12 protein-coding genes and 1 riboswitch are annotated in these 13,987 nt (G+C 70.2%); of the genes, 8 read left to right on the top strand and 4 right to left on the bottom strand.

The features are described from left to right. Nucleotides 1–9 precede the first annotated feature (9 nt). The 8 genes from metG to A4R43_RS24300 all read left to right on the top strand — a co-directional run bounded on the left by metG (nucleotide 10) and on the right by A4R43_RS24300 (nucleotide 11,350). The gene (metG, locus tag A4R43_RS24335; RefSeq protein WP_162788579.1) at nucleotides 10–1,803 is read left to right on the top strand and encodes a methionine--tRNA ligase; all 1,794 of its coding nucleotides are present in this window, start codon (nucleotides 10–12) and stop codon (nucleotides 1,801–1,803) included. Next, entirely contained in the window at nucleotides 1,800–2,624 is an 825-nt protein-coding gene (locus A4R43_RS24330) for a TatD family hydrolase (protein WP_113694454.1), read from the top strand. The genes metG and A4R43_RS24330 overlap by 4 nt, the downstream gene beginning before the upstream one ends. A gap of 360 nt (nucleotides 2,625–2,984) precedes the next feature. Continuing rightward, entirely contained in the window at nucleotides 2,985–4,403 is a 1,419-nt protein-coding gene (locus A4R43_RS24325; protein WP_113697851.1) for a resuscitation-promoting factor, read from the top strand. Between the two features lie 177 nt (nucleotides 4,404–4,580). Further along, nucleotides 4,581–5,438, top strand: coding sequence for a 16S rRNA (adenine(1518)-N(6)/adenine(1519)-N(6))-dimethyltransferase RsmA (gene rsmA / locus A4R43_RS24320; protein WP_113694453.1), 858 nt, complete (start codon nucleotides 4,581–4,583; stop codon nucleotides 5,436–5,438). 69 nt (nucleotides 5,439–5,507) lie between these two features. Beyond that, nucleotides 5,508–5,596: riboswitch (SAM riboswitch) on the top strand. A gap of 198 nt (nucleotides 5,597–5,794) precedes the next feature. Further along, on the top strand, nucleotides 5,795–6,805 hold the full coding sequence (locus tag A4R43_RS24315) for a methionine ABC transporter ATP-binding protein (RefSeq protein ID WP_113694452.1): 1,011 nt from the start codon (nucleotides 5,795–5,797) through the stop codon (nucleotides 6,803–6,805). 82 nt (nucleotides 6,806–6,887) lie between these two features. Then, entirely contained in the window at nucleotides 6,888–7,856 is a 969-nt protein-coding gene (locus A4R43_RS24310; protein ID WP_113697850.1) for a 4-(cytidine 5'-diphospho)-2-C-methyl-D-erythritol kinase, read from the top strand. Beyond that, a complete protein-coding gene (locus tag A4R43_RS24305) occupies nucleotides 7,856–9,625 on the top strand; it encodes an ABC-F family ATP-binding cassette domain-containing protein (RefSeq protein WP_113694451.1) in 1,770 nt (589 codons plus the stop codon). Before A4R43_RS24310 ends, A4R43_RS24305 begins: the two co-directional genes overlap by 1 nt. Before the next feature lie 45 nt (nucleotides 9,626–9,670). Continuing rightward, complete coding sequence (locus A4R43_RS24300; protein WP_113694450.1) at nucleotides 9,671–11,350, top strand: fatty acyl-AMP ligase; 1,680 nt, start codon at nucleotides 9,671–9,673, stop codon at nucleotides 11,348–11,350. Between the two features lie 343 nt (nucleotides 11,351–11,693). Here A4R43_RS24300 and A4R43_RS24295 read toward each other — a convergent pair whose 3' ends face one another. The 4 genes from A4R43_RS24295 to A4R43_RS24280 form a co-directional block, all read right to left on the bottom strand. Continuing rightward, nucleotides 11,694–12,041, bottom strand: a complete 348-nt coding sequence (locus A4R43_RS24295; protein ID WP_113694449.1) for a DivIVA domain-containing protein — start codon at nucleotides 12,039–12,041, stop codon at nucleotides 11,694–11,696. Beyond that, nucleotides 12,041–12,400, bottom strand: a complete 360-nt coding sequence (locus A4R43_RS24290; protein WP_113694448.1) for a DivIVA domain-containing protein — start codon at nucleotides 12,398–12,400, stop codon at nucleotides 12,041–12,043. The genes A4R43_RS24295 and A4R43_RS24290 overlap by 1 nt, the downstream gene beginning before the upstream one ends. Nucleotides 12,401–12,573: 173 nt before the next feature. Beyond that, entirely contained in the window at nucleotides 12,574–13,167 is a 594-nt protein-coding gene (pth, locus tag A4R43_RS24285) for an aminoacyl-tRNA hydrolase (RefSeq protein ID WP_113694447.1), read from the bottom strand. Nucleotides 13,168–13,174: 7 nt separating this feature from the next. Further along, nucleotides 13,175–13,795: a 50S ribosomal protein L25/general stress protein Ctc gene (locus A4R43_RS24280; protein WP_113694446.1), complete on the bottom strand. Its 621-nt coding sequence runs from the start codon at nucleotides 13,793–13,795 to the stop codon at nucleotides 13,175–13,177. Nucleotides 13,796–13,987 lie beyond the last annotated feature (192 nt).

Here is a 13,987-nt window from a genome sequence, read left to right as displayed (position 1 = left end):
TAATCCGGTATGAGCACCCCTGTGTTGACCGCGGTGGCCTGGCCCTACGCCAACGGCCCCCGCCACATCGGCCACGTGTCCGGCTTCGGCGTTCCGTCCGACGTCTTCTCCCGCTACCAGCGAATGGCCGGCCACCGGGTGCTCATGGTCTCCGGCACCGACGAGCACGGCACGCCGATCACCGTGCAGGCCGACAAGGAGGGCCTGACCGCGCAGCAGACGGCGGACAAGTACACCCGCCAGATCGGTGAGGACCTGCGTGGCCTCGGCCTGACCTACGACCTGTTCACCCGCACCAGCACCGGCAACCACGCCGCGGTCACCCAGCAGATCTTCCTGGCGCTGCACCGCAACGGGTACGTGGTGCCGAAGACCACGCGGGGGGCGATCAGCCCGTCCACCGGGCGCACCCTGCCCGACCGCTACGTCGAGGGCACCTGCCCGATCTGCGGGTACGACGGCGCCCGCGGCGACCAGTGCGACAACTGCGGCAACCAGCTCGACGCCGCCGAGCTGATCAACCCGAAGTCCCGGATCAACGGCGAGACCCCGAAGTTCGTCGAGACCGAGCACTACTTCCTCGACCTGCCCGCGTTCACCCAGACCCTGGGCAAGTGGCTGTCCACCAAGACCGACTGGCGGCCGAACGTCCTCAACTTCACCAAGAACCTGGTCGACGACATGCGGCCGAGGGCGATCACCCGCGACCTCGACTGGGGCGTGAAGATCCCGCTCGACGGCTGGCGCGATCAGGGCATGAAGCGGTTCTACGTGTGGTTCGACGCGGTCATCGGCTACTTCTCGGCCAGCGTGGAGTGGGCGCGCCGCTCCGGCGACCCCGACGCCTGGCAGCAGTGGTGGAACAACCCGGACGCCCGGTCGTACTACTTCATGGGCAAGGACAACATCACCTTCCACGCGCAGATCTGGCCCGCGCTGCTGATGGGGCACAACGGCCAGGGCGACCGCGGTGGTGAGCCGGGCCCGTACGGCGAGCTGAACCTGCCCAGCGAGATCGTCTCCAGCGAGTTCCTCACCATGAGCGGCTCGAAGTTCTCCACCTCGCGCGGCACGGTCATCTACGTCAACGACTTCCTGCGCGAGTACGGCCCGGACACGCTGCGGTACTTCATCGCCGCGGCCGGGCCGGAAACCCAGGACACCGCGTTCACCTGGGACGAGTTCGTCCGGCGCACCAACTTCGAGCTGGCCAACGAGTGGGGCAACCTGGTCAACCGGTCGATCTCGATGGCGCACAAGAACAACGGCGGCGTGCCCGCGCCGTCCGCGCCCGCGCCGGCCGACGAGGAGCTGAAGGCGCTGTCGCGGCAGGCGTTCGACACCGTCGGCGGGCACCTCGCGCGCTCGCGGTTCAAGCTGGCGCTCGGCGAGGCGATGAAGGTGGTCTCGGCGGCGAACAAGTACCTGTCCGACCAGGAGCCGTGGAAGCTCAAGGAGAACCCCGAGCGGCGCGACAGCGTGCTGCACACCGCGCTGCAGGTGGTTTCCGACGCGAACACCATGCTGACGCCGTTCCTGCCGCACTCGGCGCAGAAGGTGCACGAGGCGCTCGGCGGCACGGGTGTCTGGGCGGCGCAGCCGGAGCTGCAGGACGTCGAGGACCTCGACATCGACGGTCGCGTGAACCCGATCCTCACCGGGGACTACGCGGCCGAGCAGGCTTCGTGGGCGTCCACCCCGATCGAGGTGGGGCGTCCGCTGGCCAAGCCGTCGCCGCTGTTCGCCAAGCTCGACGCGAAGCTGGGCGAGACCGGGCCGGACTGGGCGCCGATCGAGCCGTGAGCAAGAAAGAACTCCCACCGGTGCCGGACAGGCTGCCGGCACCGGTGGTCGACGCGCACACGCACATGGACGCCTGCGGCGCGGTTACCGCGGCCGACGTGACCGCCATGGCCGACCGCGCCGAGGCGGCCGGCGTGGCCCGCGTGGTCACCGTCGCGGACGACCTCGCCGCCGCCCGCTGGGCCGCCGAAGCGTCCACTTGGGACAGCCGAGTGTTCGCCGCGGTGGCAGTGCATCCCACGCGCACCAAGGATTTCGGCGAGGCGGAACGGTCCGAAGTGGAGCGACTGGCCCGCGGTGAGCGGGTGGTGGCGGTCGGCGAGACCGGGCTGGACTACTACTGGGACTACGCCCCGCACGACGCCCAGCAGGAGGCCTTCCGCTGGCACATCGACCTGGCCAAGCGGCTCGGCAAGACGCTGATGATCCACGACCGCGACGCGCACGACGACGTGTTCCGCATCCTGGCCGAGGAGGGCGCCCCCGACACGGTGGTCTTCCACTGCTTCTCCGGTGACGGAGAGTTCGCCCGGAAGTGTCTCGACGCCGGTTACGTGCTTTCGTTCGCGGGCACGGTGACCTTCAAGAACGCACGCGGACTGCACGAAGCGGCGCGGATTTCGCCCCTCGGTCAATTCGTGGTCGAGACCGACGCGCCCTTCCTCACCCCGCACCCGTACCGGGGACGGCCCAACGAGCCCTACTGCACGGCCTACACCGTGCGTAACCTCGCTGAGCTGCGGGAAGAGCCGGTCGAAACGATCGCGGACGCGGTGCGCGAGACCGCCGAACGGGTTTTCCGACTCCCCACCGTTACTTAGGGTTTGACGCATTGCGACAAAAGATCCGGCCCACTGGTCCATCTGAGGAGTGACGCACATCACGACACTGCGAGGGGTGTTTGCGTTGCCCCCGAGTCTTCGTTACTGTCCCGTGATCGTGCCGGTCGGTTGCCCGCAGAGGGGCGGCGGCCGGGACACCCACAGTCACGTCAGTGCACGTCGGGGAAGTGAGGCCGGGACCCCGAATCCCGGGAGCACTTGGATGGCGCTGGCTGCGGGAGCCGGATAACCGGCGCATGGCGCCGAAATGAAGGCAACGGCCTTTTGCTGAAAGGGATCGACCCAGTGACTGGTGGTTACGGGCGCGGCGGTTACGCGCGCCAGGACAACCCGACGAGCATGTTCGCCTCCTCCGGTGGGGGCGTCGGCACGCTCGACTGGCCCAACCCCGAGGGCGAACTCGACTTCGCGGACTTCTCCGACGACCTGAACGTCACCCAGCACGACGTGCTGACCGTGCTCGGCCCCGACGCCGACGCGCTGATGGCCGAGGCCAACGTCGACGTCGACGAGCTGATCCGGCTGATCAACGCCGAGACCACGATGCTCCCGCCGATCGTCATCCCCGACGAGATCAGCGAGGACCGGGTCGCGCAGGGCCAGCCGCTGCCGGTCGAGGACGGCGTGGTCAAGGCCGCCAAGACCTGGAAGAAGCGCTTCCTCAAGGGCGCCGTGCTGGCCGTGCTGATCACCCTGACCGGTGGTGGCGCCGCCGCGATGGCGATGAACAAGAGCGTCACGGTCGACGTCGACGGCGCGCAGCAGACGGTGAACACCTTCGGCGGCACGGTCGGCGAGGTGCTCAAGGACGCCGGGTACGAGATCGGCGCGCACGACGCGATCTCCCCGTCGCCGGACGCCAAGGTCGCCGACGACACGGTCATCACCCTGGAGCGCGGCCGCCAGCTGAACCTGATCGTCGACGGCAGCCCGCGTGAGGCGTGGGTGCGCGCGACCACGGTTTCCGAGGCGCTGACCCAGCTCGGCCTTGCCGAAGCGGCCAAGCCCGGCACCTGGATGTCGGTCGGCGGCGACGGGCAGATCCCGCTCGAGGGGATGACCCTCGAGGTCAAGACCCTGAAGAACATCACGCTGTACGACGGTGGCAACGAGCCCCGCCAGGTGCAGACGAACGCGGTGACCGCCAAGGAATTCTTCGGCGAGCTGCAGCTGACGATCGGTCCGGAGGACAAGGTCGACGGCGGCATGGACTACAAGCTGACCGACGGCGCCGAGGTGCACATCAGCCGCACCGGCGTGTCCGTGGTGAACGAGGACGAAGAGATCCCGCCGCCGGTCGAGGAGATCAAGGACGACACGCTCGACAAGGGCAAGACCGTTGTCGAGGAAGAGGGCGAAGCCGGTTCGAAGAACGTCACCTACCGGGTGACGAAGGAGAACGACAAGGAAGTCGCCCGCGAGAAGATCTCCGAGGAGATCACCAAGGAAGCCAAGCCGAAGAAGGTCCGGGTCGGCACCAAGAAGGCGCCCACGCCCGCGATCTCGGACGGTTCGGTGTGGGACCGGCTCGCGCAGTGCGAGTCCACCGGCAACTGGGCCGCCAACACCGGCAACGGCTACTACGGCGGCCTGCAGTTCAACGCCAGCACCTGGAAGGCCTACGGCGGTGCGCAGTACGCGGCGCTGCCGCACCAGGCCAGCCGGGAGCAGCAGATCGCCGTCGCCACCAAGCTGCGCGACTCCCGCGGCGGCTACGGTGCCTGGCCGCACTGCTCGAAGAAGCTCGGCCTCTCTTGACGCACTGACTCTCTCGAACGTGGCCTCCCGCGCCCAGTCGCGCGGGAGGCCACTTTTCGTTTCCGCTCCGCTCCCATGTCACGAATGTGGCTTTCGAGACGTTTGGCGTCTCGAAAGCCACATTCGTGACGTCGGGCAGCGGGGTGGGCCCGAACCCGGGCGCCTAAACTCCCGGACGTGACCAAACCCGCCGGGCTGCTCGGCCCCGCCGAGATCCGCGGCCTGGCCGCCGAGCTGGACGTGCGGCCGACCAAGAAGCTCGGCCAGAACTTCGTCCACGACCCCAACACCGTGCGCCGGATCGCCGAGCTCGGCCGGGTCACCGCGGACGACGTCGTGCTCGAGGTGGGTCCCGGGCTCGGCTCGCTGACGCTGGGTCTGCTCGCCACCGGCGCCCGCGTGGTCGCCGTCGAGATCGACCCCGTCCTCGCCCAGCGCCTCCCCGCGACCGTCGCCGAGCACGCGCCCGGCGCGGCCGGGAACCTGACCGTCGTCCCCGCCGACGCGCTCAAGGTCCGCCAAGCCGACGTCGGCGAACCCACCGCGCTCGTCGCGAACCTGCCCTACAACGTCGCCGTGCCGGTCGTGCTGCACCTGCTCGCCGAGCTGCCGTCCCTCAGCCGCGGCCTGGTGATGGTCCAGACCGAGGTGGCCGACCGCATGGCCGCGGGCCCCGGCAGCCGGACCTACGGCGTGCCCAGCGTCAAGCTCGCCTGGTACGGCCGCGCCAAGAAGGTGGCCGCGGTGCCGCGCGCGGTGTTCTGGCCGGTGCCCAACGTCGATTCCGCGCTGGTCGCCTTCGAGCGCGTCGAGGCCACTTATCCAGCTGAGCGGAAGACCGTGTTCGCCGTGGTCGACGCGGCCTTCGCGCAGCGGCGCAAGACCCTGCGCGCGGCACTGGCGGGCTGGGCGGGGTCCGCCGAGCGCGCCGGCGAGCTGCTGACCTCGGCCGGTATCGATCCACGGACCCGGGGTGAGCAGCTCACGGTCGAGCAGTTCGCCCGCATCGCGGCGGCGGCGGAAAACGAGGGATAACGCCGCTGTTCGTGTGATCTGCGACCACGGGCTTGCGTTCGGAGAACCGGATCGGGTGTACTCCTTGTGCATCCATCCCGAGCGACTGAGAGGCCTGGCTCGCCGAAGTCGCAGCAACCACCCGAGAGGGCAGGTGCTAACGCCAGGACCGATGGAGGAATCCTGTGTACCGGTCGCGAATGCTGACTCGACGCCGAGTAGTGGATGAAGGTCGCCGCACGGTAAGTGCGTGTCGTCGCTCCAACGACTGACCCCAGTACCCACTCTCGCCGCTTTCCGGTTTACGCCTCACCGTCGTCTCGGCGGTGCTTCCTTGTGGTCGGCGCGCGCCCGCGCCCAGCTGTTGGAGCATTCACGTGATCACGCTCGAAAACCTGACCAAGTCCTTCCCCGGCGACTCCGCGCCCGTGCTGGCGCTGCGGGACGTCAACTTCGACATCAACGCAGGCTCGCTCTACGGCGTGGTCGGCGCGGCGGGCTCCGGCAAGTCCACCCTGGCGCGGTGCGTCGCGCTGCAGGAACGTCCCGACCGCGGCGTGGTCCGCCTCGACGGGCTCAACACCGGCACGCTCGACGGCCGCCGCCTCCGCGAGATCCGCCGCCAGGTCGGCATCGTCGACTCCCGCGTCGCGTTGCAGCCCGAGCGCACCGTCGCCGGGAACGTGGCCTCGCCGCTGGAACAGCTCGGCGTCGAGGGCCCGCGCCGCCGCACCCGCGTCGGCAACCTGCTCGACCTGGTCGGCCTGACCCAGCGCGGCGGCCAGCACCCGGCCGAGCTGAACCCGGGGCAGCGCCGCCGGGTGGCCGTGGCCAAGGCGCTCGCCACCTCGCCCGCCGTGCTGCTCGCCGACGACCCGACCGCCGGGCTCCAGAACGAGGAGGCCGCCGGTGTGCTCACCGCGCTCGACCGGGCCCGCGCCGAGCTGGGCCTGACCGTGCTGGTCACCACCCCGGACGCCGGCGTGGTCCGCCGCATCTGCGACGACGTCGCGGTGCTCGAAGACGGCCGCGTGGTGGAGAACGGCAACGTGCTCTCGCTGCTGGTCGACCCGTCGAGCCGCACCGCGCAGGCGCTGCTGCCCGCGATCGAGACCACCCGCGCGCAGTCGGCCCGCTACGACCGCGCGGTCGACGTGGTGCTGATCGGCTTCGCCTCGGTCGGCGCGCTGCTGCCGGAGGCCGCCACCCGCTTCGGCATCGACATCGCCACCATCGGCGGTGGCCTGACCCGGATCGGGGACACCCCGGTCGGCCGGTTCCGCATCGGCCTGCGTGGTGAGCAGGCCGACGGCGCGCTGGCCTGGATCGCTGAGCGCGGTGCGCACGTGACGCACCCGGTCAGCGGCCCGCAGGGCGTCGCCGCCTGATCGTCCACCCGCCGTGGGTGCCGGGGCCGTCAGAACGGCCCTGAGCACCCACGGCCTTTTTTCGGCCACGTAGGCTGTGCTCGTGCTCGCTGTCGTTCCGCCACCAGTCACCGTCCGGGTGCCCTCGAAGATCAACCTGCACCTGGCCGTCGGTGACCTGCGCGAGGACGGTTACCACGAGCTGGTGACCGTGTTCCAGGCGTTGTCGCTGGCCGACGAGGTGACCGTGGCGGTGACCGACGACCCGGGCGTCGAGGTCTACGGCGAGGGCGAGAAGTCCGTGCCGACCGGGGCGAACAACCTGGCCTGGCGGGCGGTGCAGGCGCTGGCCGCGCACGTCGGGCGCGCGGAGAGCGAGCCGAAGATCCGGGTGGTGCTGCGCAAGGGCATCCCGGTGGCCGGCGGCATGGCCGGTGGCAGCGCCGACGCGGCGGCCACCCTGGTCGGGCTGGCCTCGTTGTGGAAGCTGGAGATCTCCCGCGACGAACTCGCCGAGGTCGCCGCGAAGCTCGGCAGCGACGTGCCGTTCGCGCTCTACGGCGGCACCGCGCTCGGCACCGGCCGCGGTGAGCGACTGGTGCCGGTGCTTTCGCGGCACACCTTCCACTGGGTGCTGGCCTTCGACCAGAAGGGCCTGTCCACGCCGCGGGTGTTCGCCGAACTCGACCGGCTGCGCGAGGAGGGCGATCCACCGCGGATCGGCTCGCACGCGCCGGTGGTCGAAGCGCTCGCGTCCGGCGACCCGAGACAGCTGGCCCTGTTGCTGGGCAACGATCTTCAAGCCGCCGCCGTCTCGCTGCGCCCCGGCCTGCGCCGCACGCTGCGCGCCGGGGTGAACGCCGGTGCGCTGGCCGGCACGGTCTCCGGCTCCGGCCCGACCTGCGCTTTCCTCTGCGAGGACGCCGAATCCGCGCTCGAAGTGGCGGCCGAGCTGTCCGGCGCCGGGGTGTGCCGCACGGTCCGGGTCGCGCACGGGCCGGTGCCCGGCGCCCGGATGGTCGGCGGCGGCGACAACGACCCCCGTCCGGCTCCCCCGCAGGTGCACGCGTAATGGTCAACCTGGTCAACCTCGAATCCGTGTCCAAGTCCTACGGCGTCCGGCCGTTGCTGGACAACGTCTCGCTCGGTGTCGGCGAGGGCGAGCGCATCGGCGTCGTCGGCCTCAACGGCGGTGGCAAGACCACCCTGCTCGAGGTGCTCACCGGCATCGCGGAACCGGACAGCGGCCGGGTCAGCCAGGTGCGCGGGCTGCGCATGGCCGTGGTCACCCAGCGCACCGAGCTGATCGGCGAGACCGTGCGCGACGCCGCGCTGGCCGCCTACGACGCCGAGCACGAATGGGCCGCCGACGCCCGCGTCCGGTCCATTGTGGAGGGTCTGGGGATCACCGCGCTGGGCCTGGACAACCCGACCGCCACGCTGTCCGGTGGCGAACGGCGCCGGGTGGCACTGGCCGCCGCGCTGGTCGGCGAACTGGACCTGGTGGTGCTCGACGAGCCGACCAACCACCTCGACGTGGAGGGGGTGCGCTGGCTGGCCGACCACCTGCTGGCGCGCAAGGTCGCGCTGGTGGTGGTCACGCACGACCGCTGGTTCCTCGACACCGTGTGCGGGCGGACCTGGGAGGTCGTCGGCGGGCGCGTGGAGCAGTACGAAGGTGGTTACGCCGACTGGGTTTTCGCGCGGGCCGAACGCGCGCGGCTGGCCGCGACGCTGGAGGAGAAGCGGCAGAACCTGGCGCGCAAGGAACTCGCCTGGTTGCAACGAGGCGCGAAGGCACGCACGTCGAAGCCGCGGTACCGGATCGAAGCCGCCGAAGCGCTGATCGCCGACGTGCCGCCGCCGCGCGATTCCGTCGAGCTGATGAGCTTCGCCAGGCGGCGGCTGGGGAAAACGGTCGTCGAGCTGGAGGACGTGACCCTGGTCGCCGGAGAGAAACCCTTGCTGGACAAGGTGACCTGGCGCATCGGCCCGGGTGACCGGATCGGCCTGGTCGGGGTGAACGGCTCCGGCAAGACCACGTTGCTCAAGGCGCTGGCGGGGGAGACCGAGCTGGCCGGTGGCCGCCGGATCCAGGGCAAGACCGTTCGCCTGGCGCACCTGACCCAGGAACTCGAGGACCTGCCGGGGCACCTGCGGGTGCTGGAGGCGGTCGAAGAGGTCGCCGGCCGGGTGGTGCTCGGCAAGCAGGAGCTGTCCGCGTCGCAGTTGGCCGAGAAGCTGGGCTTCCCGCCGGCGCGGCAGTGGACGCCGGTCGAGGATCTGTCCGGTGGTGAGCGGCGGCGGTTGCAGCTGGTGCGCCTGCTGATGGCCGAGCCGAACGTGCTGCTGCTCGACGAGCCGACGAACGACCTGGACATCGACACCCTGCAGCAGCTGGAGGACCTGCTCGATTCGTGGCCGGGCACGATGGTGGTGGTCTCGCACGACCGGTACCTGACCGAACGGGTCTGCGACGCGGTCTACGCGTTGTTCGGCGACGGGCGCATCACGCACCTGCCCGGCGGCATCGAGGAGTACCTGCGGCGTCGCCTGACCGCGACGCAGGACCGGCCCGCGGCGAAGAAGGCCCCGGAACCCGCCGACGCCGGGCCGAAGCTGTCCTCGGCCGAGGTGCGCGCGCTCGGCAAGGAGCTGTCGCGGCTGGAGCGCAAGCTGGACCAGTTGCACGACAAGGAGCAGAAGCTGCACGCGCAACTGCTCGAAGCGGCCACCGATCCGGCGAAGCTGATGGAGCTGAACGCTCAGCTGAAGACCGTGCAGGCGGAGAAGGACGAGGTCGAGCAGCGCTGGCTGGAGACCTCCGAAGCCATCGAGTGACCCAGCCCGCACAGGGCTTCCGGCGGCGCCCTCTAAAGTGAGCCCATGAGTCGGTTCGTGGACACCCTGGTCGCCACCGCGGCCGCGGGCGGTCAGCAGCGGGGCATGGTCACTGGGGAGCCGAAGGAACCGGTTCGCCGCACCTGGGCGGAGGTCCACGAGCAAGCCAGGCGGTTCGCCGGCGAGCTGATCCACCGCGGGCTGGAGCGCGGCAGCGCGGTCGCCGTGCTGGCCGCCGCGCCGTCGCTGATCGCGCCCACCGTGCAGGCCGTGTGGCTGGCCGGTGGAAGCGTGACCATGCTGCACCAGCCGACCCCGCGCACCGACCTGGCCGAGTGGGCCGAGGACACGCTGCGCGTGCTGCGGATGATCGGCTCGGAGCTGGTGCTGCTCGGCGAGCCGTTCGACCAGCTGGCGCCGGTGCTCACCGAGCACGGCATCGCCTTCCACTCGATCATCGACCTGGACGCGGGCGAGCCGATCGCCGAGCCGGTGCCGGTCGGTGAGGACGACCTCGCGCTCCTGCAGCTGACCAGTGGTTCCACCGCCGAGCCGAAGGCCGTGCGGATCACCCACGGCAACCTGTACACCAACGTCAAGGCGATGGTCGAGCGCGCCGAGTTCGACTTCGAGACCGACGTGATGGTGTCGTGGCTGCCCACCTTCCACGACATGGGCATGGTCGGCTTCCTCACCGTGCCGATGACCTTCGGCGTCGAGCTGATCAAGATCACCCCGGTCGAGTTCCTCACCGGGCCGCTGATCTGGCCGCGGCTGATCACCAAGTACGGCGGCACCACCACCGCCGCGCCGAACTTCGCCTACGCGGTGGTCGGCAAGCGGATGGCGCGGGCCGACGAGGACTTCGACCTGTCGAAGCTGCGGATCGCGCTGAACGGCGCCGAGCCGATCGACGAGACCGCCGTGCAGACCTTTGTGGACGCCGGGGCGCGGTTCAAGATGCCGCCGGAGTGCGTTTTCCCGGCCTACGGCATGGCGGAGGCGACGCTGGCGGTGTCGTTCGCGCCGCTGTTCACCGGGCTGACCCTGGACGTGGTGGAGGCCGAGGCGCTGGAGGCGCACAACCGCGCGGTGCCGGTGCCCGAAGGCGATCCGCGCCGGGGGACCGAGGAGGTCCGTTCGTTCGCGGTGCTCGGCCGTCCGCTCGACGGTCTCGAAGCGCAGATCGCCGACGACTCCGGCAAGGTGCTCGGCGAGCGCGAGGTCGGCGAAATCCGGCTGCGCGGGCCGGCCGTCACCCCCGGATACTTCACTGTGGACGGTCCACTGGAGACACAGGACGCCGACGGCTGGATCGACACCGGCGATCTCGGCTACCTGGTGGACGGGCAGATCGTGATCTGCGGCCGCCGCAAGGACGTGATCATCATGGGCGGCCGGAACATCTACCCGACCGACATCGAGCGCGCCGCCACCTCGGTGGAGGGGGTGCGGCTGGGCAACGCGGTCGCGGTCCGGATCGACGCGGGCAGCAGGCGCGAGCGGTTCGCCGTGGTGCTGGAGTCCAAACTGGCCGGTGACGAGGCCGAGGAACGACGGCTGGCCAAGGAGGTCGCCGCCCGCGTGCGCGACGCGGTGGACGTGCGGCCGTTCGCCGTGGTGGTGCTGCCGGCGGGCAGCCTGCCCAAGACGCCGTCGGGCAAAGTCAAACGCGCCGCCACCGCGACGCGGTACGCCGAGCAGATCGAGCAAGCAGCGCGGTAAGCACGGGCTACCCGAACACGAATGTGGCTTTCGGGGCGGATTTCGCCCCGAAAGCCACATTCGTGTCCAACTTGGTGGCCAGTGGACGCGGCGGCGGCCGCAGCGCAAAGTCCTCAGCAGTCGACGAGTACCTGCCCCCCACGCGTTGCCCGGTGTCACGAATGTGGCTTTCGGGACGCCGAACGTCTCGAAAGCCACATTCGTGACACCCCGGCCACCCCCGCACCCTCGAGCGCAGCGCCCCCACCGGAGCAGGGGGCAAGCCGTGCAATGAATGTGGCTTTCATTGCGCCAGACGCTATGAAAGCCACATTCATTGCACGTGAGGGCAGGTGAACGGCCCCTAGCTGCGCACCCGCCGCCACAGGGACTTGCGTGAGTGGGTGTGTTCCAGCGCCGGCGCGATGTAGGCGTTCGTCGAGTGCGGGGTCCAGCCTTCGCGCTCGGCGAGCGTGCTTTCCACCTGGCGCAGGAACGCGTCGACCTCCTGCTGGTCGTATCCCCGCTTCCCGAGCGCGGGCCTGCCGAACGACACCTCGTGCACCTGGGCGGCGGTCAGGTGCTCCTCGCCGTCGAGGGTTTTGGCGATCCGGTCGAGGAACTTGTCCACGTCCGCCTCGTTGTACCCGCGCGTGCCGATCGGCGCGCGGTGGAACTGGATGGTCAGCACATCGGCGGCGGAGACGGCCATCACCGCTCCAGGTACTCGTCGGCCGGGGCCGAGCGGGCCCTGGCGTCGGTGGCCTGCGACGCCGCCCTGGCCGCGGGCACCTGGTGTGCCCGCCAGTCGGCGCCGAGATGGGACAGCAGCGCCTCCTCGGCGGCGTCGAGGAACTCGTCGACCTCGCGCTCGTCGTACCCCCGCTTGCCGATCAGCGGCTTGCCGAACAGCACGTGGTGCACCTCGGCCGCGGTCAGGTCGTCCTGCCCGTCGAGGGTCGCGGCGATCCGCTGAACGAAGTCGTCCACCTCGTTCTTGGCGTAACCGCGCCTGCCGATCGGGGCGTTCCCGAAGGCGGTGCTCCGGGCGTCATCGGCGGTCATGGACATGAGGGGTCTCCCTAGGGTTTCGGTTACGTCCCCTGTCCGTCCTAGTGCGCGCGAGGCGGCGCGCGGAAGACCCGCTACTCGAACAGGGGCGGGACCGCACGCCTTCGGGTGAGCATCCGGGCACTCAGGGTGTCGATCGTCACCCTTGTCGCCGAGGCACAGGTCACCGCCGATCAGCCGGCGTGGAAGGCGTTCTGGGCCGCCAGCAGCCCCTTCTCGACGAGCGCTTCGACGGCGTCGGCGCAGCGGTCGAGGTTGAGCGCGAGCTCCTTGCGCTCCACGGTGGAGAAGTCCTTGAGCACGTAGTCGGCCGGATCCATCCGGCCGGGCGGGCGGCCGACGCCGAACCGCACCCGGAAGTAGTCCTTGGTGCCGAGCGACTTGGTGATCGAGCGCAGCCCGTTGTGCCCGTTGTCGCCGCCGCCGAACTTGAGCTTCAGCGCGCCGTAGGGCAGGTCCAGCTCGTCGTGCACGACGACTACACCATCCGGCCCGACCTTGAAGAAGCGCGCGGCCCCGGCGACCGGGCCGCCGGAGAGGTTCATGAACGACCGGGGCTTGACCAGCGCCACCTTGCGCCCGGCGAGGCGCCCTTCGAGCACCTCACCGCCGCTCTTGTGCGACTTGAACTTGCCGCCCATGCGGGCGGCCAGCTCGTCCAGCACGAGGAAACCGGCGTTGTGCCGGTTGCCCGCGTACCGGGGCCCCGGATTGCCGAGGCCGGCGAGCACGATCTGCTCGCCGGCCCCAGGCAGGTCGGTTTCCACGGGGGAATTACTCCTCGGTGGACTCGGGCTGGTCCTCGACCACACCGGCGCCCTCGGCGTCGACCTGGCCCTCCATGGCCGCCTCGTTCGGGGCCTCGTTCACCGCGACGACCAGGTACTCGCCGTCGGTCACCAGCTCGGCGCCCTTGGGCAGCTGGACCTGCGACGCGTTGATCTGCGTGCCGGCCTCGAGGCCCTCGACGGAGACCTCGACCTGCTCCGGGATTTGCAGCGCCTCGACCTCGACCTGCAGCGCGTCCAGGTCCTGCGAGACCAGGGTGCCCGGGGCGGCGTCGCCGGTGATGACCACCGGCACGTCCACGGTGACCTTCTCGCCGCGCTTGACGACCAGCAGGTCGACGTGCTCGATGTAGTTCTTCAGCGGGTGGACCACGATGGTCTTGGTCAGCGCCAGCTCGCTGGAGTTCTCCACGTCCAGCGTGATGACGGCGTTGCTGCCGTTCTCACGGACGACGCGGGCGAACTCGATGGCCGGCAGCGACAGGTGCCGCGGGTCCGAGCCGTGACCATAGAGAACCGCGGGGATCTTGCCGGCGCGCCGCGTGCGACGCGCGGCGCCCTTGCCGAACTCGGTGCGCGGTTCGACGGACAGACGTACCTCGGACACGGTGAAGCACTCCTTACAAATCTTCTTCGGCAAACTCAGGTGGTGAGGTCTGGGGGAGACCCATCTCGGCTGCGCCGGCGGCGAATTCCACGACGTGACCTGGACGCGTGGCGACTCAAGCCGCCGCGTCGATCACGTCGGACACCACCTGGTGCGTGCGTGGAGTCCGCCTCGCCGAGACAACCCGCACAG

Source organism: Amycolatopsis albispora (genome assembly GCF_003312875.1).
Taxonomy (GTDB): Bacteria; Actinomycetota; Actinomycetes; order Mycobacteriales; family Pseudonocardiaceae; genus Amycolatopsis; species Amycolatopsis albispora.
This window is presented reverse-complemented; position numbering and strand designations above follow the sequence as displayed.